The following is a 22583-nucleotide window of genomic DNA, read 5'->3' as shown; positions in this document are numbered from 1 at the left end:
GTACTTATTCCGTCGTCTTCCCCCTTGCATCCAAATACCCTCTTTTAAACATATCCACGAACAGAAAGAATAGTGATAAGAGCAGTGGCCCGAAGATGACACCCATGAATCCGAAAAGGGACAAGCCAATTACAACTCCGAAGACAGTGATAAGCGGATGAATGTCTGCCATTTTCTTCTGGATGATGAAGCGTATCAGGTTGTCGAGCTGTGAAATGACTGCACCGCCATAGATGGCCAGCCCGATAGCTTGAACCCAGTTGCCTATCAATGCCATGTAGACAGCTATCGGAAACCATACCAGCGCTGTTCCTACCATTGGGATGATGCTGGCGAAGCAGGTCAGGAAACCGGTGAACAAGATGTTGGGAGCACCGAAAATCCAGTAGCCTATCATGGCTACTCCTCCTTGTATGACGGCGAGTAAGGGGATGCCGATGGCATTGGAGCGGACAATCATGTTGATTTCGTGGATGACGTTTTGTGTATTGTCATCATTGAACGGCAGTAGGTCGTTGACGTACTGTTCCATCTTTTTGCCCCCTATCAGCATGAAGTAGAGTACAAAGACCAGTACGAAGATGTTGACGGCAAAACTGCTGATACCTCCCATGATGGCTTGCCCGATGCGGGGAAGAATTGAAATGACGTATGCCACCGTGTCTTTCCCCAAGATATAGTAGCCGGTTTTGGCTTTAATGATGTTGGCCGCTTCTTCGAAAGGAGCTATAATGGCTTGCGGGTCCAGATTGATGTTTTGAAGATTGACCACAGCCAGCCATACCACCAGCCCAAGCGGAACCAGAAAGCAGAGAATTGCCTCTGCTGTAATGAGGGTGGCAGCTATGCTGCGCTTCATTTTCCGCTTGTCGGAAAGATACATCATCTGCTTTCTTACCAGGATATAGATAGTCAAGGCTCCCAGCAGACCGCCCATGAATGGGGCTATTTGTCTGAAAAGAATGATTCCCAGCCCGATAATGATAGCTATCAATGAATATTTCCAGTATTGTTCTTTTGTGCTCATAAAGTTCCTGTATTTCTTAGTAAAGAAACATAAAAGAAGTTGAAAAGGTTTGGAAATTGTGGCCGGAATTCAATATTTATCCTTCGTCCAGCCAGCCTAACCCCTGGCGTATGATTTCCGGCTCCCCATTGGTGCAATCCACTACGGTAGAGCCTTCCGTACCGCCGATACCGCCGTCTATTACCAAATCGACAATATCACCGAATTTCTCGTCAATCAGTTCCGGGTCTGTGCAGTATTCAATGTCCTCATTGTCATCATGCGGCAATGTAGTTGTCATGATGGGAGCATCCAGCAGGCGGGCTATTTCCTGAATGATGGAATTGTCCGGCATACGGATGCCGACCTCCTTACGGTTACGGAATATCTTGGGCAGGCGGGTGGTGCCGTTCAGAATGAAGGTGAAAGCTCCGGGCAGATTACGCTTCATCAACTTGAAGGTGCTGTTGTCCACTTTGGCGTATTCGCTAACCTTGCTCAAGTCGTAGCAGATGATGGAAAGATTGTTCTTCTTGGGGTCGATGTCCTTGAGGCGGCAGATGCGCTCGATGGCGCGCTCCTTCAGTCCGTGGCAGCCGATGGCATACATGGTGTCGGTAGGGTAGATAAGGATACCTCCGTCATTCAGTAGGTCGATCACCTGCTGCAGGTCGGCGGGATTGTTATTTTTTTCATAAAGTTTCAGAAGCATGGCGGAAATGGATTTGAGTTTTATATTACATGCAAAAATAGATAATAATCGGCTTATAAACAAGCGATTCACCTTTTTAGCATCTCTTTCTCCAGTTTCTTTATCTTCTTCCAGGCCTCTTTGAATTTGGGACAGAGGGTGACGGCTTTCTCATAGTTTTTCATGGCTGCCTCCTTCATGTCATGCTTCAGGCATTCGTCACCCATAAGGATGTATTCGCGGGCATACTTTACAAGGGCTTTCTCTTTCTCCAATGCTGCTTGTTTCAGTGCACGGTTTTCCTCTTTCAGACGGTTGATGATGTTCAGCTTCCGGCGGATGAGGCGCTGCACGTTGGGCTTCTCGATGTCGTAGCGGGAATGGATGGCTTTGAAAAACTCATCCAGGAAAGTGCCGAAATCCCCTTTGTCGAAGGCTTTGGCGGCGGCAACGTATTGAACGTCTGCCTGTGCTTGCTTCAAGGCACGGTCGATGGCGGTGCGGTTGTTGAAGCGTTCGGAGAAACTGACAATCTCCGGACGCACGAATACATCGGCACGGCTGATGGGCTTTTTCAGCTGGATGCCTTCCAGCGAGGTGCAGCGGCTGAGGGCTACGTATGCCTGCCCACCGGCAAACACGCCGCCGGTAAAGTCGATGACTACCCGGCTGAAGGTCAGCCCTTGGCTCTTGTGGACGGTGATGGCCCATGCCAGGCGCACGGGATATTGTGTAAAGGTACCCAGCTCTTCCTCTTCAATCTGTTTCTTTTCTTCGTTGTATTTGTAGCGGATGTTTCGCCACGACTCTCGTTTGACGTCACATTCCTTGCCGTCGTCGGTGATGACGTAGAGGGTCTCTTCAATAGGGTCGAAGCCGCTGATGACGCCGATGGTGCCGTTCACCCAGCGGCGGTCGAAGTCATTCTTGATGAAGATGATTTGTGCGCCCGGTTTCAGTACCAGTTCCTGCGAGGTGGGGAGGCTGCTTTCGGGAAAGTCTCCCATGATTTCGCCGTAGAAGGTGACCGGGTCACCGGGAAGTTCCGCCAGTTTCTTGTCGTTGATGTAGTCCACATTATCACGGCGGGTGGCGAGGGTGATGTACATGTCGGCTTCCGATTGCTCTATTTGGGTGCCATAGCGGGTGTTGAGCAGCTGAAGTTCGGTAGAGCCGACGGTATTGTTGCGGATGTGGTCCAGCACATGGATGAACTTGCTGTCTGTTTGACGGTATACTTTCTGCAGTTCGATGGAGACAAGGTCTATCTGGCCGAATACCCTGGCAGAGAAGAAATAAGGGGTAGGGTAGAATCGGTTCAGTATCTCCCGTTCATCTCCTTTGACGACGGGTTCCAACTGGAACACATCGCCCACCAATAGTATCTGTTTGCCGCCGAAGGGTTCGCGCAGGTTGCGGGAATAGACGCGCAGGATGCGGTCTACGGCGTCGATGATGTCGGCGCGTACCATGGAAATCTCGTCGATGATGACCAGTTCCAGTTCTTCTAGTAGTTTGCGGTGGGGTTTGGTGTATTTGAAAAATTCGTGGATGCGTCCCCGTTGCAGACTGAAGTTCGGGTCGTCGGGCAGCAGGGGGTAGAAAGGCAGTTTGAAGAAGCTGTGCAGGGTACTGCCTCCGGCATTGATGGCGGCTATGCCGGTCGGTGCAAGCACCACGTGCTTTTTCTTTGTATTCGCGCAGATGTACTTCAGGAAGGTCGATTTGCCCGTACCTGCTTTGCCCGTCAGGAATACGGACTGACGGGTATACTGGATGAGGTTCAAGGCGTCTTGAAACTCTTTGTTTTGGGTATCGGGAACGAAGCTCAAAAGATTTCAGATTTATGATGGATTCCCGACTATGCCGAAATATTTCAGGGCGTTGGCGATACCGTCTTCATCAACAGAAGTGGTTGTGTAGTTACTGGCAGCTTTCACGTCATCATTGGCATTGCCCATGGCTACACCGATACCGGCATGGCGCAACATGCTGATGTCATTTCCTCCGTCGCCGAAGGCCATGGTTTCTTCCAGCTTGATGCCGAAGTGGCGGATAATCTGGTCGATACCGTTCTGCTTGGTGTTTCCTTTGGCTGTCACGTCTACGAAGGCGGGATGCCAGCGGCCCATCTCGCAGTGGGGGACGGCGGGCAGGATGATTGCTTCTTCCTCGGCGTTGATAAAGGGAGTCAGCTGGAAGAAGGCTTTGTCGGCATGGCTGTCGGTATAGGGCTTTGCTTCGATGGGGTCCACTTTCAGTTGGCGATGGAAGATTTCCTCCACTACTTCGCCGGGCTGGTTCACGCAGATGTCGTGCTCTCCCACCAGGATGCATGGGATGTTGCGTTCGTGGCAGAAAGCTGTCAAGGCATCCACTTCCGCTGTCGGTATGGGGCTTTTGTAGATAACGGTGTCTTCTACAAAGCAATAGGCGCCGTTCATCGTGATGTAGCCGTCTATCAGATTCCGTTCCTGCAAGGCGGACAAGTTGTTGATGATGACGCGCGGACGTCCGGTAGAAATGAAGATATGTATGCCTTTGGCCTTGGCGGCAGTCAACGCTTCAATAGTGGAAACAGGAATTTCGTGGGTCTTGAAGCTGACCAAGGTTCCGTCGATGTCAAAAAACAGAGCTTTTATCATAAGGGGTTCTTTTATCTTGTGCGCGAAATTACTTAAAAAAGCGAAGATATTTCGTACTTTTGCGCACAAATAAATGATAAATAACAAATGAAGAAACATTCTTTGAAAGATTGGATGATAGCGGTGCGTCCGTGGTCATTCCCCGCCTCTTCGATGCCGGTGGTGGTGACGTTGGCATATCTGTATTGGATGCAGCAGGACATAAACTGGGTGAACGGCATCTGGGCATTGCTGAACATCATTGTGTTTCACGCTGCCGGGAATACCTGGAGTGATTATTTTGACTATAAGCATAAGGTCGATGCAAGGGATACCTTTGGCGCCAAGACACTGACTGATGGGATGTTTACCCCGCGCGAGATATACCGCTTGTCGATGGCATTGCTGGCAGTTGCCCTTGTTGCGGGTGTCGGCCTGCTGTGGCGTACGGGGTTGCCGTTGCTGTACATCGGTATAGGCGGTGCAGCTTGCTCGTTGCTTTATCCACCGCTCAAGTATCGTGCGTTGGGCGATGTCGTCATCTTTTTGGCGTATGCCTTGCTGCCGACGTTGGGCACCTGCTATGTGGCTACGGGAGTAGTTGACTGGAATGTCTTGTGGATAGCTCTGCCGGTGGGACTGATTACGGTGGCCATTCTGCATGCCAATAATACACGGGATATGCGTACCGATGCCCGTGCAGAGATTCAGACACTGGCCATGAAGCTGGGAGGAAAGGCGTCGATGTACGTTTATTGTGCCGAAGTCCTTTTTCCTTTTGGCTGGATAGCCGGCTTGATAGCTGCGGGAACTCTTCCTTTATGGACCCTGCTGGTGATGCCGGCACTGGTTCCTGCCATAGGCAATGTACGGGTGGTGTCCCGTTTTCCCGGAAAGGGAGAAAGTGCCATAGCCGGTCTGGATGAGATGACTGCAAAACTCCAGTTGTTGTTCAGTCTGCTGTTCACGTTGTCGTTCGTTGTAGCCGGTCTGCTGTCATGAAGAAGCTGATTTTTACCATTCTGCTGGCTGCCGTGCTGTGGACGGTCATGTTTTCGCCTTGGACGGCTCCTTTCGTGAATTTCTGGTGGATGATGACCGGTTCTGCGCTCACACTGTCCGTGTTTGCCACCTTGTTCAATCCCGGCTGGTGGCGGGAGGTGAAGTGGAGCTTGCCGAATGTCTTGCTGGGACTTGGCATTGCTGTTGCTTTGTGGGGCGTTTTCTGGTTGGGAGACAAGGTGTCATCTTGGATGTTCGATTTTGCCCGTCCGCAGGTGGACTCCATTTATGGGATGAAAGAGGGAGAGTCTCCTTGGCTGCTGGCAGCATTGCTGCTGTTGCTGATAGGGCCGGCGGAAGAGATTTTCTGGCGCGGCTATGTGCAACGCACGCTTTCCAAACGCTGGAATCCGAATGCGGGTTTTGTGGTGGCTACTTTAATTTATGCACTGGTGCATGCCGGTTCCTGCAACTTCATGCTGGTCATGGCGGCTCTGGTGGTGGGGGCGGCATGGGGGGCGCTTTACCGTTTCTTTCCGAACCGCTTTGCCGCTATTATCTTGTCTCATGCAGTGTGGGATGTGGCGGTATTTATATTTTTCCCGATATGATTATTGTTTACAAAAATAAGGTGGCGGTAATGGGTCGTATAAAAACAAGACAAATTGATGCGTTGAATTATAAAAAAGCAAGCATATGACTTACAATTTTGATGAAGTAATAGAGCGCCGTGGTACCGACTCCGTGAAATGGGACGGTGTGAAGAGTGTATGGGGACGCGATGACCTCCTCCCCATGTGGGTGGCGGATATGGATTTCCGCACGCCCCCGTTTGTGATGGAAGCCTTGCGGAAGCGTCTTGAACATGAAGTGCTGGGCTATACGTCTGCGTGTGAGGAATGGTATACTTCCATTTGTAGCTGGCTCAGTCGTCGCCACGGTTGGGACGTCACTCGCGAGATGCTGACTTTTGTACCCGGCATTGTCCGCGGTCAAGCCTTCGCATTGCAATGCTTCACCAATCCCGGCGACCGGGTAATGGTGATGACTCCCGTTTATCATCCCTTCTTCCTGGTGACGCAACGCATGAAGCGCGAAGTGGTTTACTCTCCGCTCGACCTGAAAGACGGACAGTATCAGATTGACTTTGAGCGTTTCCGTAAGGATATACAAGGATGCAAAGTATTGATTCTCTGCAATCCCCATAACCCGGGCGGGCGTGTATGGACGGTGGACGAATTACGCCGGATTGCTGATATTTGTACGGAAAGCCATACGTTTGTCATCTCCGATGAAATTCATGCCGACTTGACTCTGCCACCTTACAAACACCATCCTTTTGCTACTGTTTCGGGGGCTGCCGCGCAGAATTCCCTCACCTTCATGGCACCCAGCAAAACATTCAATATGCCGGGATTGGGAAGTTCGTACGCCATTATCCTCAATGAGGACATCCGCCACCGTTTTCAGGAGTTCATGGAAGCGGGCGAGTTCAGCGAAGGGCACATGTTGGCCTATATCGGTGCGGCTGCTGCCTATATGCATGGTGAGGAATGGTTGGAACAGCTGCTGGACTATATAAAGGGCAATATCGATTTCACGGAGAACTACCTGCGCGAGCATATTCCGGGCATCGGCATGATACGTCCGCAGGCTTCTTACCTGATTTATCTGGACTGCCGGGGATTGGGGCTGACTCAGGAGGAACTGGTGAGACTATTTGTGGACAAGGCACACCTGGCACTGAATGACGGCACCATGTTCGGTGAACCGGGTAAGGGATTTATGCGGCTGAATATCGGCTGCCCGCGTTCGGTGTTGGAGCAGGCGCTGAAGCAACTGGAAACTGCGGTTGCAGACAAATGATAGAAAAAACTATATCTCCTATATTATGAATAGATTACCTTTCCTTGGACTATTGTTTGCGTTGCTGTGCCTTGTTGCCTGCCGGCAGATGAATGAGGCACATCTGTTACATCTGGCAGAAAAGCAGGTGAATATGAATGTGGACAGCGTGTATGCCTTGCTGGTACAGATAGAGAGGCCATCGCAACTTTCGGATGAGGAGAGGCTGTTGTATGGATGGCTGAATGCTTATGTGCACTATAAGCGGCACAACTCGATGGCGGAAGATTCCTTGATATTGCCTGCTTCCGATTATTACGTCTTCCGCAACGACACGGCGAAGAATCTGTTTTCCTATCAGTTGAAAGCCTGGTACTGGTATTGGCTGAAAGAGCACGAACGGTGTATAGCTGCCATTGACAGCGGCGTAGCTTTGGCCAAGGCGCTGCAGGACACGGGAAGAATGGCTGATATGCTGATTGATAAGGCATACTGGTATGTGTATGTCTGGAAAGATTATGAGAAAGCGATAGAAACTTTCCGTACCGCCATAGCTTTGGACGCAAGAGCCGGAAGCTTCTTCTCTATGGGAATTGCCATGGGGCTGAACAAGAATGATTCTGCATCCTATTACATGGAGCGCAGCATAGAACTGGCAGTGGAGGCAGAAGATACCAGTAAGATAGTGCATTATTTGCGTAACTATGCCCAGATGCAGGCTTACTCTTTTGATGAACCTTCCGGTGCAATAGCTACTATTCGTCGTATGGAGCAGTATGTCGTCGACCCGGTGCAGTTGCGTATGGGAGATCTGGTGAAAGTGGAAGTGTTCTTGAAAGAAGGGCTGCTTGATTCGGCGGAATACTATTTGAATAAGGAGAGGAAACGTGGCGAGGGCCGGAACCGGTTTCTGACGGAAGAGAATATGGTGGCGGTATATAGGGCATTGATAGATTATACACGTCACCGTACGTTTGATGTGCTGGACGTGGCGCGCTATAATGATTCTGTAGCCAATGCTCTTACTGCGTTGCAGAGTACTGTCCGGCGTAAGGACGAGTCGAAGGAGACGCTTTCGCAAGCCAACTTGATTCTGACGGTGGAACGGAAGCAGGCACAACTGAATTTGTTGCTGGCACTGTTGGTACTGGTGCTTGCAGGTGGCGGTGTGTCCCTTTATATCCGTAACCGGCGTAACCGGTTGATTGAAGCGGAAGAACGGGCGGAAACACTGACCCGGTTGCTGGAAGATGCGATCAGGAACCAGTCGAAAGGGGAAGACGGGCAGTTTTTTCGGAAAATACTGTTGCAGCAATTAGGCATGATACGGCTGGTGGCTAAACAACCTACCTCACAGAATCAGGAGCTGCTTCGCCGCATTTCGGGTATTACCAGCCATGAACTGCCGGTAGAGAGTTTGCTGGTATGGGAGGACTTGTATCCTATCATAGACCGGATTTATGATAACTTCTACACAAAGATGGACAGCTGTTTTGGCGATGTGCTCATTGACAAAGAAAAGCAGCTTTGCTGCCTGCTCTGTGCGGACTTCTCGACGAAGGAGATTAGTGTGGTGACACAACAGAGCATTCCTACCATTTACCAGCGAAAGACGAATATCCGCAAGAAACTGGGGATGGGGGAGAAGGAAGGCATCGTAGAGTTTATAGGCAGCATATAGACCGGAAAAGGCATAATATAGACTTTTGTGAAATTAAAGTGTTGATATGTAGTGATTTGTAGTTTTGGAATATAGACTTTTTATTCCTCGATATAGACCGTTTGAGGCATGTTTTACCCCTACCTTTGTATCAGCGAAATACAAGGTGTGAAATATTGAAATCAAACGCATGATGAAAGAAAAACTACTGAACAACGTTAGAAAAAGAGTGATGGTATGGGTGGCCTTGGCAAGTATGGCAACTCTGCTTCCTGCTCAGACTTACCGGCTTTCCGGTTGTGTGCAGGACGAGAACCGCCAACCGGTAGAGGTGGCGAATGTGCTGCTGAAGCAGGCAAAAGACAGTATCTATATTACCGGTATGCTGACCGACACACAAGGTTGTTTTTCCTTTGACCAGCCACTGGGAGAATACTTGTTGCATATTACCCTTATCGGCAGCGAAGACCTCTACGTTCCCGTTGTGCTGCAAGGAAACAAAAACGTTGGCGAATTGACATTGAAATCTTCTTCTGCCTTGCTGGACGAAGTGACCGTTACGGCCGCGCGTCCCGTTATCAAGCGTCTGGTGGATAGGGTAGTGTTCGATGCACATAATACCATAGCCTCTGCCGGAGGCAGTGCACTCGACCTTCTGCGTGAAGTGCCCGGTCTGCAGGTTGGACAAAACAGTATTGGTATTATAGGTAAAGGGGGTATCAAGGTTTATATCAACGACCGTGAGACGAAGCTGTCAGGAGATGAACTGATAGATTACCTCCGTTCCTATGACGCCTCCCAGATACTGAAGGTGGAGGTGATTACCACGCCTCCGTCCAAATACGATGCCGCCGGAAATGCAGGCATCATCAATATCCGCTTGAAGTCACGCCCCAAAGATTACGTGGGTGGTACGGCTTCCGCTTCCTACAGCGCTGGTGAAAAGGACAATTACGGATATGGCGGGGTAAGCCTGAACCTCAGCAAGGGGCGCGTGTCATCCTTCCTCAACGGGGGTACTACGCAGGGCAACTATGAGACGCGTGAGAAGAATTACCGCTATTTTCCGCAGAACACCTGGAACAGCCGTGCCGACTACACCAATTACATGAATAGCTTCTACCTTCAGGGAGGTGTGGACGTATCGTTGGAACGGGACTGGACTGTAGGTATGCAGGCCATCTATAATCACAGTGCTCCCAAACCGGGCAACGCCCTTTCATGGACGGAAGTTTACGATGCCTCTACCGCCGTATTGGATTCTTTGCTGTACTCCAACAGTGACAAGGATACCAGTTCCGACCGCCTCAATCTGAATTTTCATACCGATAAGGTCTGGGATGACAAAGGCAAGAAAATGACTTGGGATGTGGATTACCTGCGTGACAACCGGGACGAAAATATGGGCTTTCTCTCGAAAACCCTCCTGCCTGACGGTACGGAGATTCCGGGTACAAACTTCGACTACAACTATCTGCAACATCGCAAGGTGGATGTAGTCTCCTCCGCTCTTGATTTCATCCTTCCTTTTGAAAAGTACAAGATAACGGCAGGTGCCAAGGTCTCCTTTACCAACACTCGCAACGGTATCAATTACGATACGTCGGACCCTACGCTGGTGCAGGATGATTATTTCCGTTACAAGGAGCAAATCTATGCCTTATATGCTGATTATAGCCGTGAATATTCCGAACGTTTTTCCATGCAGTTGGGCTTGCGTATGGAGCACACCTGCACTACCGGTATTTCCGAAGCGAAGGATACGGAGGACAAGCACGACTATACGCGCTTGTTCCCTACTGTCTATCTGCTTTATTCGCCTACAGACGGGCATGCGCTGAACTTCAGTTTCTCCAACCGCATCTCCCGTCCGTCGCAGAATATGGTCAATCCTTTTCCGTTCTATCAGAACAAATATACATATGCCTGCGGACGTGAGGACTTGAAACCCAGCTACACTTACAATGCAGAACTGGGATATACGTTGAAGAACAACTTCAATGTTTCCGCTTATTATTCTTATTCGGACGATGTATTCTTCCAGGTTGTGGACTTGGATGCCGAAACGAATGTGACTTCTTTCCTTTGGGAGAATTTCATGCAGACGCATGCTTTCGGGCTTAACAATTCATACACTTTCCGTACCAAATGGCTACAAACTTACGCCCAGCATGGAGTGAGCTATCGCCGGACCACCTCCAGCGCTGCCACCACCTCTCCCGAGGAGAAAGGGTGGGCTTATAACGCCAGCCTGCGCAACACTTTCTTCTTCAATGAAAAGAAGACTCTTCTGGCCACGTTGTCCAGTTCCTATTCTTCCCGTCAGTATCAGGGCATCTATCTGATGAGCCCCACTTACAGCATCAGTGCAGGTATGCTTTATCGGTTGTTGAACAATAAGCTCAGCCTCAGCCTGAATGTCAACAATTTGTTTGTCAGCCATTCCAAATTGGAAACCATGTCCAACGGGTTGAAGATAATTGCCGACAATCAGTTTGCCTTTGCCAGTTTCCGTATCGGTGTATCCTATACTTTCGGTGGTGATATACGTAGTAAGGGTCAGCGGAACAGTAACGAGGATATTCAGAGGAGGCTATAATAAGAAGTTTATTGCGTGTTGGCAATTGGAAGAAAATATTTATCTTTGTGATACAAGCGATTGTAACAACGATTAATATAAAACTATGATGAAACAGAAACTTCTTTACCTTTTGCCACTCTTCCTATTGTCGGGATGTGGACAGGCTACTTACAAGAATGCATCTCTGCCGGCAGAAGAGCGTGCCGGACTTTTGCTGAAGGAACTGACGCTCGAAGAGAAGGTGTCCTTGATGATGGACAGCTCCAAACCGGTGGAACGCCTGGGCATCAAGCCCTATAACTGGTGGAATGAAGCGTTGCATGGAGTGGCGCGTGCCGGGCTGGCCACAGTGTTTCCCCAACCGATTGGTATGGCGGCATCTTTCTCGCCGGAGACTGTATACGAGGTATTTACTGCCGTATCCGATGAGGCCCGTGCCAAGAATGCCTACTATGCATCTCAGGGAAGTCGTGAACGCTATCAAGGATTGACGATGTGGACGCCTACGGTGAACATCTACCGCGACCCCCGTTGGGGAAGGGGTATAGAGACTTATGGGGAAGACCCTTATCTGACCAGCCGTATGGGAGTGATGGTTGTAAAGGGGTTGCAGGGTACGAACGATGGAAAATATGACAAGCTGCATGCTTGTGCCAAGCACTTTGCCGTACACTCAGGTCCGGAATGGAACCGCCATGAGTTTAATGCGGAAAATATCAAGCCCCGTGATTTGTATGAAACTTATCTTCCTCCTTTCGAAGCTTTGGTGAAAGAAGGAAAAGTGAAGGAGGTGATGTGTGCCTACAACCGTTTTGAGGGCGATCCTTGTTGCGGTAGCGACCGCCTGCTGATGCAGATTTTGCGCGATGAGTGGGGATTTGACGGTATTGTCCTTTCGGACTGTGGAGCTATTGCCGATTTTTACAGAGATTATGGTCATAAGACGCATCTTGATGCAGAGTCCGCTTCGGCGGCTGCGGTGTTGAGTGGGACTGACTTGGAATGCGGTTCGAGTTACGAGGCCCTGGTAGAAGCGGTGAAGCAGGGAAAGATTGATGAAAAAGCAGTGGATGTAGCAGTCAAGCGCCTTTTGACGGCCCGCTTTGCCTTGGGTGAAATGGACGAGCCGGAGAAGGTGTCCTGGACCGGCATTCCTTTTTCTGTGGTGGCTTCTGCCGGACACGATTCTCTGGCGCTCGACATGGCGCGCAAGTCAATGACACTGCTTATGAACAAGGATAATACCTTGCCGTTGAAGCGTGGAGGTCTGACTATAGCCGTGATGGGTCCGAATGCCAATGATTCTGTGATGCAATGGGGAAATTATAACGGTATGCCTCCGCACACAGTTACCATTCTGGACGGAATTAGAAAAGCTTTGGGGAGTGATGACCGGCTTATTTATGAACAAGGCTGCGGATGGGTGGAGAGAGCTCAGATACAGAGCGTCTTCAACCGTTGCAAGACTGCCGACGGGAAACCCGGATTCAGTGCACGCTACTGGAATAACGTGACTCGTGACGGTGAGCCAGTCACTACTGCCCAAGTGACCACTCCTTTCCATTTCTGTACATCCGGTGCCACGGTTTTTGCTCCGGGTGTGAACCTTACCGACTTCTCGGCTACCTACAACAGCGTATTCACTCCCGACCAGTCGGGAGAGGTGGTCTTTGACATTTATGCTTATGGCTCAGGGAGATTGCGGATAAATGGGGAGGAAGTGAGAGGATTCTCCAATCAGCACGGTGGGCAGAAGAGTGCTTATACTTTGCAGGTACAAGCAGGAAAAATGTATGACGTTGAATTGGATTTTGAATATTTCCGTAGCGATGCACTGCTGAACTTCGACCTTGGATTTAAGAATGAAGTGGATGTGAGGAAATCTGTGGAGCGTGTAAAGGATGCTGATATCGTGGTCTTTGTGGGAGGAGTCTCTCCGAACCTCGAAGGCGAGGAGATGGGTGTTGAGCTTCCCGGATTCAGAGGAGGTGACCGTACCGATATCGAGTTGCCTGCTGTCCAACGGGAACTGATTGCCGCCTTGCACCGTGCCGGCAAAAAGGTGGTGTTGGTGAACTGTTCGGGTTCTCCCATCGGTCTGGAGCCGGAAACCGGGAGGTGTGGAGCCATTCTGCAGGCATGGTATCCCGGTCAGGCAGGCGGTACGGCTGTAGCCGAAGTATTGTTCGGCGATTACAATCCGGCAGGACGCTTGCCAGTGACCTTCTACCGCAATGTGTCTCAGCTCCCGGATTTTGAGGATTATAACATGACCGGCCGGACTTACCGTTACATGACCCAGGAACCGCTTTTTCCCTTCGGTCATGGATTGAGCTATACCTCTTTCAGCTATGGTGCTGTGGTGCTTGGTTCGGATAATATAAAGTCCGGTGAGAAATTGAGATTGAGTGTCCCCGTAACCAATACCGGCAAATGTGACGGTGAAGAGGTTGTGCAGGTCTATTTGAAGAAAAACGATGATGTAGAAGGACCGAGCAAGGCATTGCGTGCTTTCAAGCGGGTACATATCCCGGCAGGAAAGACGGTCGATGTAGAGTTTGATTTGGGTGATAAAGAGTTGGTGTGGTGGAATCCGCAAAGCAATACCATGTGCGTTTCCGAAGGCAGTTATGAACTGATGGTGGGCGGTAGCTCGCAAACTGCTGATTTGCTGCGCCGGTCTTTTGTCATTCAGCCTTGATACATCACTGACAGAGTCAAAAAAAGTTTTCCGCTTGAGGGTGAGTTATGACCCTCAAGCGGAATTTTTATATACTGGGAATACATGTTCTTAATAATCCTTAATACTATATGTTAACTCCCTTGTTTCTTTGTACTTCTCTAATTTTAATTGATATATTTGTGATATCATTATGATATCAATTAAATTTATAGAATATGGAAACAAAAGAGTGTGGTTTCAGTGGTTTCAAGATGAATGGCTTTCTGGCCTTGTTCCTTCATTTGGTAGTGCTTACGGCGGTGATAATCTTTGGATTTCTCATTTCTGTGCCTACCTTGATCCTTTCGGTGTGTTTGTGTTTGGTATGGTTCATTCTGTTTGCCGGCTATATGGAGCTGGAGCCGAACGAGGCGCGTGCCATGGTGTTCTTTGGCAAATATAAAGGGACGTTCAAGGAGACCGGCTTTTTCTGGGTAAACCCTTTTCTTAATAAGAAGAAGCTTTCGCTTCGTGCACGCAATCTGGATGTGGAGCCGATAAAGGTGAATGATAAGATTGGCAATCCCATACTTATAGGATTGGTATTGGTGTGGAAGTTGAAAGATACTTATAAAGCCATGTTTGAGATTGACTCGCAGACGATGGCTGCATCCACTCCCACAGCAGGCAATGCCAACCAGGTGAGCCTTGGTAATGCGGTGGCCAACCGTATGAATGCGTTCGAGAACTTTGTGAAGATACAGAGTGATGCCGCCCTTCGTCAAGTTGCCGGTCAGTATGCCTATGATGATAATGAGGCTGATACGGAGGAACTGACGCTTCGCTCCGGTGGCGAGGAAATCAATGAGCAGTTGGAACAGAAGTTGAACGAGCGTCTGGCCATGGCGGGTATGGAAGTGGTGGAAGCCCGCATCAACTATCTGGCGTATGCACCCGAAATTGCTGCTGTGATGCTGCGTCGCCAGCAAGCATCCGCCATCATTACGGCACGCGAGAAGATTGTGGAAGGGGCAGTCTCTATGGTAAAAATGGCGCTCCATAAACTTTCTGAAGAAGAAATTGTTGAACTGGACGAAGACAAGAAAGCAGCAATGGTCAGCAATCTGTTGGTAGTGCTTTGTGCGGACGAGGCTGCACAACCGGTAGTCAATACGGGAACGTTGAACCATTGATAAAGGATACGGATGAAAGAGATGGGGGTTATAGGACGATGGGCTCTTATACTGCTCTTGCTGGGCAATGTATATGGGGGCTTTGCACAAGATGCGAATACTGCGCGCGCGCAGCACATTTATGAATTGTTTGTGGCAGGGCAAGGTGACAGTATCCATGCGGCATTGAACCGGGAGTTGCAGGAGAAGCTGGCTCCGGCACTCTTCAATGATTCTTTCCGGCAGGCGGAGAAAATGTTCGGTAAATCCATATCAAAAGGCGAATGGAAGACCGATTCTGCCCAGGGAATTACTATCTATTATTCCGATGTGGAGTTTGAACGCTATAATCTCCGCTTTCTGGTGGCTTTTGATGCTGACGGGGCGCTGAACACAATCCGATTGGTACCTGCGCCTGCTGCCAGCACTGCCCAACCGGTAGCCTATGACAAGACAAAGATGGATGAAAGGGATATTACGCTGGGAGCCGACGGCTACAAGCTTCCCGGAACGTTGACTTTGCCCAAGCGGGCAGTCGGTCCGGATGCATGCAGGGTTCCTTGTGTTATTTTGGTACATGGTTCCGGTCCTCACGACCGTGACGAGACGATAGGTCCCAACAAGCCTTTCCGTGACCTTGCCTGGGGATTGGCGAAACGCGGCATTGCTGTCGTCCGCTATGAAAAACGGACAAAGGCATATGGTGCGGCTTGCGTTCCTGCCGGTCGCGAACTCGATTATGATACTGAGGCCGTGGACGATGCCGTTGCCATAGTGGAGCAGGTAAGGGCTTTGCCCGAGCTGGCTCCTGACAGTGTGTATGTGTTGGGGCACAGCCTGGGAGGTACATTGGCTCCCCGTATTGCCGGGCGTTCGAAAGGTTTGGCAGGTATCATTATCCTTGCCGGACTGGCAAGATCGCTTGAAGATGCTCTTGAGGAACAGTTTTATTATACCTCTTCTTTGACGGATTCTTCAGTCAATGTAAAGGTTCAACTTGATGAGCTGAAACAACAGTTGGCTAATGTCAAAAAGCTTGGTACGGAAGAGTTTGATGAAACGATTTCCTTGCCATTGGGGCAGCCCCGCTCATATTGGCTGTTTGCCAATGCTTACAAACCGGTGGAAGTTGCCGCTAAACTAAAGCTGCCTATATTTGTTCTTCAAGGGGAGAGAGATTATCAGGTGACTATGGAAGACTTCGGTTTATGGCGTTCCGGTTTGTTGCGCTGCAAGAATGCATATTTCAAATCTTATCCGAAATTGAATCACTTGTTGCAGGAAGGCAGCGGCAAGGCGACTCCGTTTGAGTATAGCCATGCTTCGCCCGTCCCAGCATATGTTATGGATGACATTGCCTCCTTCGTGCGGGGCAAGCAGAATACTCTTTGATTGGTACTTGGTTATATCAAAGTAACTTCAATCGTAAATCGTAAATTGTTAAATAGTAAATAAATAGTGGCTAAAAAAGAAACTTCAACCAAAAGCTTTGTCCTCCGTGTGGATGCTGCAACGATGGATGCCATTGAAAAATGGGCAGCCGACGAGTTCCGTAGTACCAATGGACAGCTTCAGTGGATTATCGCTGAAGCATTGCGGAAGAGTGGGCGGATGAAGAAGTCCAAGAATCCTCCTCCGTCTGAAGAGAAAGCAGAGGAGGATTCGTAATAACAGATTCTAAATCGTAGATAATATGATTAATCTTGGTCCTTATTCCGGCAAGAATTGCCCTAATGTCCGTTTTCAACCCACTGTGCTTGACCGTATTCTGGAAGGTACGGCCCTGCTTATCGTGCTCGTTACGTGGATTAGCATTTTAATAGTCCTTTTTACCACTTACCCTCCTTTCTCATCTTTATTTGTTGTTATAAATCTGCCATTACCTACTAATGGTTACTCTTTCTCTTCTTTTCGTAATTTTTAGGTATTGTTCTCCTTTTTAACTACCTCTACCTTTGCCCCAATAAAATTTAAGATAAAAGATGAGAAAATTAACAGGCTTATTCGTTTTATGTTTTCTGCTTTCTGCCAATGCTTTGCAGGCTGCTGAACCTGAAAAAGTTACTTCTGCAGCAGAGAGTACGGAAATTTCAACGGACAAAGAGAAAAAGGAAAAAGTAGCGAATGATGGCGACAACTACAAGAAATTCCGTTTCGGTGGATACGGAGAAATGGTTGCAAGTTTTAAGGATTATGGTATTAACCGTTTCTATGGTGCGCCTGAAGGCAATCCAGACAAACATAGGAATACAATTTCTATACCCCGTTTCGTGTTGGCTCTGGATTACAAGTTCAATTCCAAATGGATACTCGGTGCTGAAATCGAGTTTGAATCCGGTGGTACGGGTACTGCTTATGAACTTGAGAATACGGAAAACGGTGAGTATGAAACGGAAGTGGAAAAGGGTGGCGAAGTGGCTATCGAGCAATTCCACATTACCCGTTTAATTGTTCCACAATTCAACATACGTGCCGGTCACATCATTGTCCCGGTAGGATTGACCAACGCCCATCATGAACCAATCAATTTCTTTGGAACTTATCGGCCGGAAGGAGAGACAACCATCCTTCCTTCTACGTGGCATGAAAACGGACTCGAGTTTTTTGGTTCTTTTGGAAAAGGATATGCCAGCTTTGATTATCAGGCCATGATAGTGGCCGGTCTGAATGCCAATGGCTTTGACCGTAACACCTGGATAGCAAGTGGCAAACAAGGCATCTTTGAAGAAGACAACTTTACTTCACCGGGCTATGTGGCTCGTCTGGACTATAAGGGGGTTCCGGGGTTGCGTATAGGTGCTTCGTTCTATTACTGCGCTGATGCCGGTTCCAATTCTGACAAAGCGGATACTTATTCGTCTACCGGTAAGATTCCGGTAAGAATTTATACGGCAGATGCCCAATACCGTAATAAATATGTGGTTGCCCGTGCCAATATGGTATACGGAAATTTGGGTAATTCAGCGAAGCTTAGTGAGGCAAATACCAAATTGTCGAATAAATCTCCTTACAGCCGTATAACCCCCATTGCAAAGAATGTAGTCAGTTATGCAGCCGAGGCCGGTTTGAATATCAGCGCTTTCTTCAAAGGAAACAGGAAAGTTCCGGTTATCTACCCCTTTGCACGTTATGAATATTATAATCCGCAAGAAAAGGGAGAGGCCAGCCAGATAATGGAGAAACGTTGTCAGGTAAGCATGTGGACTGCCGGATTGAATTGGTATGCCTTGCCTAATCTGGTGGTAAAGGCTGATTACACTACCCGCCAAATCGGAACAAACAAGGTTTTTGGAACTGGCAAGTATAATAGTGAAAATGAGTTTTCGATCGGTATTGCCTATATCGGTTGGTTTGTCAAGAAGTAGATGAATAGTAATCAATTAATTTTATACAGATGAAGAAAAATTTCTTTTATGCGACAGCTTTGGTATTAGGGCTGGCATTTACGGCTACTGCTTGTAGCGATGATGATGACAACAGTACAGTTAATCCTGCTGACATTGAGTATAATTCGGAGAATGCGGCAAGTTGGCACAACTACATGAGAAATGTGGCGGCTTTGTTGAAGACAGATGCCACCAATCTTTATGATTCTTGGAATACGAGTTATAAGGGTGGGGCAAGTTTTGCAACTTCCTTCAAAGCTCATAATGGTGCCTATAACTTTTCAAGTGCCTGGAACTGTATAGAGCAGGTTATCGACGGTTGTGTTGAAATCTCCAATGAGGTAGGTGAGACGAAGATTGGTGATCCATATAATAAATATATGGCAAACAATGTTATAGAGGCCCTCTATGCTGTTGAGTCATGGTATAGCTGGCATTCCCGTGATGATTATACCAATAATATTTACTCAATCCGCAATGCCTATTACGGCTCTTTGGACGGTAAGGTGAGCGACAAGTCAATTTCAAAATTGGTGGCTGGAGTCAATGCGGAGTTGGATACGAAAGTGTCGGCAGCTATCACTACGGCAGCATCGGCTATTCAGGCTATTCCCCAACCTTTCCGTAATAATATCAACAGTCAGGAAACGGTAGCGGCTATCAAGGCTTGTGAAGAACTGGAAAGTGTATTGGATAAGGAGTTGAAACCTTATATCAGGGACAATAGCACCATTAACAGCAATGAAGCACTTGACCCGATTGTTGAAAATTATGTCAATGTTGTGGTTTTGCCTACCTATAAGGATTTGAAGGAGAAGAATAGTACGCTGTATGACGCTGTGGTGGCTCTTGCCAACAATCCCTCTAACAGTGCTTTTGAGACGGCATGCAATGCTTGGATAACAGCCCGTGAACCTTGGGAGGAAAGTGAGGCGTTCCTATTTGGGCCGGTGGATGAGCTGGGGCTTGACCCGAATATGGATAGTTGGCCTTTGGACCAGAACGCCATTGTCCAGATTCTGAATTCCCAGAAATGGGGCGATTTGGAATGGAGCGAGGGTGATGATGATGCAAAAGTTGAATCTGCCCAAAATGTACGCGGATTCCATACTTTGGAATTCCTGCTTTTCAAGGATGGCAAGCCTCGTACAGTTAAATAAGAATTATTTATAAACAATACTCAAGAAGTAAAGGGGAGGATTTGGAGAATCCTGCCTTTACTTCTTTGGCATGTTTGGATATGCCATTATTAAAAAGTAGATAAAGATGATGAATCGTTTAATGAGATATTCATGTCTTCTCCTTTGTTTGTCGGCAGGTTTGACTGCTTGTGATGATGATGGGATTGACGTGTTGGATATAGAGATTCCTGAAGGATACGCTCTGTCTGCCGGAACGTCCACAATCTTCATGAATTCATCCAAGGCCTATGATTCACCGGCAGACTGGGTGTCGGGTGTTTACAACAGTCGCTTTAATGATGGTGACGGGCTTTACGATGATGTGCGTACGAGTAGCAATGGCATGGGAGGTGGTCTTGGCCCGGTCTATGCGGGGTATTCTTGTGGCAGTTGTCATCGTAATGCTGGCCGTACCAAACCGACGCTGTGGAGTGAAGGTGGATCGGGTAGTTACGGGTTTTCCTCGATGCTGGTTTATATAAGCCGCAAGAATGGTGCGTTTTTTCAGGATTATGGTCGTGTCCTCCATGACCAGGCAATTTATGGAGTGAAACCGGAGGGGAAGCTTTCTGTGGAGTATACTTATGAGACTTTTACCTTTCCCGACGGAGAGAAGTATGAACTTTGCAGACCGGCTTATTCCATATCCGAATGGTATGCTGACAGTATAAAGCCTGAAGATATGTTCTGTACGGTGCGTATCCCGTTGAGACATGTCGGTATGGGGCAAATGATGGCTTTGGAACCTACGGAGATTGAAGCGCTTGCTGCAAAAAGTAATTATCCGGAGTATGGTATAAGTGGCCGTTGCAATTACATTACCGAACGTGGTGTGAGAAGCTTGGGGCTGTCGGGAAATAAGGCTCAACATGCGGATTTGACTGTTGAACTTGGTTTTTCAAGTGATATGGGTGTTACCAATAGCCGCTATCCGGAAGAGATATGCGAGGGGCAGTCCCAGGTGAATCAAGGCAGCATGATGGGGCTTTCTTATGCCCAGTTGGATGTTTCTACAGAAGATATGGAAGATGTTGACTTGTATATGCAGAGTCTTGGTGTTCCTGCACGGCGTAATGTGAATGACCCGCAGGTGATAAGGGGAGAACAGAATTTCTATAAAGCCAAGTGCCATCTTTGCCATGTCACCACGTTGCATACCAAGCCTCGGGGCTCCGTGCTGTTGAACGGTACCCGTTTGCCATGGTTGGGAAGTCAGACAATTCACCCCTATTCGGATTTTTTGCTGCATGATATGGGCTCCGAAATTATGGGAGTCGGTCTGAATGATAACTATGTAAGTGGGTTGGCGCGTGGCAATGAATGGCGCACTACTCCGCTTTGGGGTATCGGGCTTCAGGAAAAGGTAAACGGACATACCTACTTCTTGCACGATGGCCGTGCCCGCAATCTTGTTGAAGCCATAATGTGGCATGGGGGAGAGGGAGAAGCATCGAAAAATCTCTTTAAGAACATGAGCAAGGATGACCGTGATGCCCTGATTGCATTTTTAAATTCACTTTAGAACTAATAAGCTTTATATAAAAAGTAATTATGAAGAAATTTTTATATGTCGCCATGCTGGCTGTTTTGCCTTTGACCGCTATGGCGCAACATGAGGAAGATACGGAGAATGGTGTAGTGTCATTGGCCGGAAGAGAAGGTTTTACCATTGAAACAAAGAAAGGTGACTTTGTTTTCAAGCCTTATCTGTTGGTACAAACGAGTGCTAATTTCAATTGGTATGATGATGAAGGCTTGGATAAGGCTTATAACCAAGATAATATTGCCAATTCGGGTTTTTCCATTCCTTATGCCGTACTTGGCTTTACTGGCAAGGCTTTTGGAAAAGTAGCTTTCAATCTGTCCATCAATGCTGCTGCAAGTGGAGGAGCGCTGTTACAGCAGGCGTGGTTTGATGTACAGCTGAAAAAACAATTTGCGATTCGTGTCGGAAAGTTCAAGACTCCATTCTCGCATGCCTATCTGACAACTCTTGGCGAAACACTGCTTCCCCAGTTGCCGGTTTCTCTGACGTCTTCTGTAATTTTGCCTTATTCGTTGAATGCCGTGACGCCTAATATCGGTACGGGATTTGACCTGGGTGTTGAAATTCACGGTCTGGTGGCAGATAAGTTCGGTTATGAAGTCGGCTTGTTCAATGGAACCGGAGCTTCCGTGAATACAGCTTCAAAGACGATGAGTGATGACTGGCATATCCCTTCATTGCTGTATGCCGGACGTCTGACTTATATGCCCAAGGGGGTGATGCCTTCCACACAAGGTAATCCTAACCGTTTGAACGAGGATAAGATATTATTCGGTCTTTCGGGTTCTATCAATGTGGAGAGTGAAAATGAGAGTACCAATGATACCCGTGTGGGGTTGGAATTTGCCATGTTGAAGAACAAGCTCTATCTGGCGGCTGAAGCTTATTATATGAATGTAGGTTTCACCAAACGGCAAAAGATAAATGAATCGTATAGCTTTTTAGGCGGTTATGTGCAAGGTGGTTACTTTGTCGCTCCCCGCCTACAGCTTGCCGCACGCTACGATATCTTCAATCGTAACGGTACGGATGACGACGGTTTCCTGAATATGCCTGCTGTAGGTATGAATTACTTTTTCAGAGGATGCAACCTGAAATTGCAGGCAATGTATCAGTATGTAGCCCGTTGGGGACACGACACGCAGCTCGACCGTGATAATGATAATTTAGGTCTGGCCACTCACTCTGCCACGGTGATGCTTCAATATACATTCTAAATGAAGTCAG

The 22583-nt window shown here is 48.2% G+C and carries 17 protein-coding genes; 13 read left to right on the top strand and 4 right to left on the bottom strand.

What is annotated here, in order from left to right:
- Positions 1-4 precede the first annotated feature (4 nt).
- From DW800_RS17970 to DW800_RS17955, 4 genes are all read right to left on the bottom strand, one after another.
- Complete coding sequence (locus DW800_RS17970; RefSeq protein ID WP_057097207.1) at positions 5-1027, bottom strand: AI-2E family transporter; 1023 nt, start codon at positions 1025-1027, stop codon at positions 5-7.
- A 76-nt stretch (positions 1028-1103) separates the two neighbouring features.
- On the bottom strand, positions 1104-1718 hold the full coding sequence (locus DW800_RS17965; RefSeq protein WP_009037122.1) for an L-threonylcarbamoyladenylate synthase: 615 nt from the start codon (positions 1716-1718) through the stop codon (positions 1104-1106).
- Positions 1719-1786: 68 nt separating this feature from the next.
- Positions 1787-3529: an ATP-dependent RecD-like DNA helicase gene (locus DW800_RS17960; protein ID WP_009037121.1), complete on the bottom strand. Its 1743-nt coding sequence runs from the start codon at positions 3527-3529 to the stop codon at positions 1787-1789.
- Between the two features lie 12 nt (positions 3530-3541).
- Positions 3542-4342, bottom strand: a complete 801-nt coding sequence (locus DW800_RS17955) for a Cof-type HAD-IIB family hydrolase (RefSeq protein WP_016272569.1) — start codon at positions 4340-4342, stop codon at positions 3542-3544.
- Positions 4343-4429: 87 nt separating this feature from the next.
- Here DW800_RS17955 and DW800_RS17950 point away from each other — a divergent pair, with 87 nt between their 5' ends.
- From DW800_RS17950 to DW800_RS17890, 13 genes are all read left to right on the top strand, one after another.
- Entirely contained in the window at positions 4430-5323 is an 894-nt protein-coding gene (locus DW800_RS17950; protein ID WP_009037119.1) for a prenyltransferase, read from the top strand.
- Positions 5320-5934, top strand: a complete 615-nt coding sequence (locus DW800_RS17945) for a CPBP family intramembrane glutamic endopeptidase (RefSeq protein WP_009037118.1) — start codon at positions 5320-5322, stop codon at positions 5932-5934. Before DW800_RS17950 ends, DW800_RS17945 begins: the two co-directional genes overlap by 4 nt.
- Before the next feature lie 85 nt (positions 5935-6019).
- Positions 6020-7189, top strand: coding sequence for a MalY/PatB family protein (locus DW800_RS17940; protein WP_005835307.1), 1170 nt, complete (start codon positions 6020-6022; stop codon positions 7187-7189).
- 25 nt (positions 7190-7214) lie between these two features.
- Positions 7215-8849: a helix-turn-helix transcriptional regulator gene (locus DW800_RS17935; protein ID WP_057282004.1), complete on the top strand. Its 1635-nt coding sequence runs from the start codon at positions 7215-7217 to the stop codon at positions 8847-8849.
- A gap of 172 nt (positions 8850-9021) precedes the next feature.
- Positions 9022-11427, top strand: a complete 2406-nt coding sequence (locus DW800_RS17930; protein ID WP_119958247.1) for a TonB-dependent receptor domain-containing protein — start codon at positions 9022-9024, stop codon at positions 11425-11427.
- A gap of 88 nt (positions 11428-11515) precedes the next feature.
- The gene (gene xyl3A, locus DW800_RS17925; RefSeq protein WP_005835314.1) at positions 11516-14110 is read left to right on the top strand and encodes a xylan 1,4-beta-xylosidase; all 2595 of its coding nucleotides are present in this window, start codon (positions 11516-11518) and stop codon (positions 14108-14110) included.
- A gap of 197 nt (positions 14111-14307) precedes the next feature.
- A complete protein-coding gene (locus DW800_RS17920; RefSeq protein ID WP_005835316.1) occupies positions 14308-15264 on the top strand; it encodes an SPFH domain-containing protein in 957 nt (318 codons plus the stop codon).
- A gap of 12 nt (positions 15265-15276) precedes the next feature.
- Positions 15277-16635 carry an alpha/beta fold hydrolase gene (locus DW800_RS17915; protein WP_034528833.1) on the top strand — a complete coding sequence of 453 codons (1359 nt, stop codon included), beginning with the start codon at positions 15277-15279 and terminating at the stop codon, positions 16633-16635.
- Between the two features lie 66 nt (positions 16636-16701).
- Entirely contained in the window at positions 16702-16911 is a 210-nt protein-coding gene (locus DW800_RS17910; protein ID WP_005835322.1) for a hypothetical protein, read from the top strand.
- A gap of 314 nt (positions 16912-17225) precedes the next feature.
- Positions 17226-18608, top strand: coding sequence for a hypothetical protein (locus tag DW800_RS17905; protein ID WP_005823799.1), 1383 nt, complete (start codon positions 17226-17228; stop codon positions 18606-18608).
- Positions 18609-18637: 29 nt separating this feature from the next.
- Entirely contained in the window at positions 18638-19789 is a 1152-nt protein-coding gene (locus DW800_RS17900; RefSeq protein ID WP_117703459.1) for an imelysin family protein, read from the top strand.
- A 109-nt stretch (positions 19790-19898) separates the two neighbouring features.
- Positions 19899-21332 carry a di-heme oxidoredictase family protein gene (locus DW800_RS17895; protein WP_117703501.1) on the top strand — a complete coding sequence of 478 codons (1434 nt, stop codon included), beginning with the start codon at positions 19899-19901 and terminating at the stop codon, positions 21330-21332.
- 29 nt (positions 21333-21361) lie between these two features.
- On the top strand, positions 21362-22573 hold the full coding sequence (locus DW800_RS17890) for a porin (RefSeq protein WP_005823796.1): 1212 nt from the start codon (positions 21362-21364) through the stop codon (positions 22571-22573).
- Positions 22574-22583 lie beyond the last annotated feature (10 nt).

This window comes from Bacteroides sp. AM32-11AC (genome assembly GCF_003603515.1).
Taxonomy (GTDB): domain Bacteria; phylum Bacteroidota; class Bacteroidia; order Bacteroidales; family Bacteroidaceae; genus Bacteroides; species Bacteroides uniformis.
The sequence above is the reverse complement of the archived record's forward strand: the minus strand, read 5'-3'. Positions and strand labels throughout refer to the sequence as shown.

Excerpts from the sequence above, each read along its gene's own strand:
- DW800_RS17970 (WP_057097207.1), bottom strand. The coding sequence starts at position 1,027 with ATGAGCACAAAAGAACAATACTGGAAATATTCATTGATAGCTATCATT.
- DW800_RS17965 (WP_009037122.1), bottom strand. The coding sequence starts at position 1,718 with ATGCTTCTGAAACTTTATGAAAAAAATAACAATCCCGCCGACCTGCAG.
- DW800_RS17955 (WP_016272569.1), bottom strand. The coding sequence starts at position 4,342 with ATGATAAAAGCTCTGTTTTTTGACATCGACGGAACCTTGGTCAGCTTC.
- DW800_RS17950 (WP_009037119.1), top strand. The coding sequence starts at position 4,430 with ATGAAGAAACATTCTTTGAAAGATTGGATGATAGCGGTGCGTCCGTGG.
- DW800_RS17945 (WP_009037118.1), top strand. The coding sequence starts at position 5,320 with ATGAAGAAGCTGATTTTTACCATTCTGCTGGCTGCCGTGCTGTGGACG.
- DW800_RS17940 (WP_005835307.1), top strand. The coding sequence starts at position 6,020 with ATGACTTACAATTTTGATGAAGTAATAGAGCGCCGTGGTACCGACTCC.
- DW800_RS17935 (WP_057282004.1), top strand. The coding sequence starts at position 7,215 with ATGAATAGATTACCTTTCCTTGGACTATTGTTTGCGTTGCTGTGCCTT.
- DW800_RS17930 (WP_119958247.1), top strand. The coding sequence starts at position 9,022 with ATGAAAGAAAAACTACTGAACAACGTTAGAAAAAGAGTGATGGTATGG.
- xyl3A (WP_005835314.1), top strand. The coding sequence starts at position 11,516 with ATGAAACAGAAACTTCTTTACCTTTTGCCACTCTTCCTATTGTCGGGA.
- DW800_RS17920 (WP_005835316.1), top strand. The coding sequence starts at position 14,308 with ATGGAAACAAAAGAGTGTGGTTTCAGTGGTTTCAAGATGAATGGCTTT.
- DW800_RS17915 (WP_034528833.1), top strand. The coding sequence starts at position 15,277 with ATGAAAGAGATGGGGGTTATAGGACGATGGGCTCTTATACTGCTCTTG.
- DW800_RS17905 (WP_005823799.1), top strand. The coding sequence starts at position 17,226 with ATGAGAAAATTAACAGGCTTATTCGTTTTATGTTTTCTGCTTTCTGCC.
- DW800_RS17900 (WP_117703459.1), top strand. The coding sequence starts at position 18,638 with ATGAAGAAAAATTTCTTTTATGCGACAGCTTTGGTATTAGGGCTGGCA.
- DW800_RS17895 (WP_117703501.1), top strand. The coding sequence starts at position 19,899 with ATGAATCGTTTAATGAGATATTCATGTCTTCTCCTTTGTTTGTCGGCA.
- DW800_RS17890 (WP_005823796.1), top strand. The coding sequence starts at position 21,362 with ATGAAGAAATTTTTATATGTCGCCATGCTGGCTGTTTTGCCTTTGACC.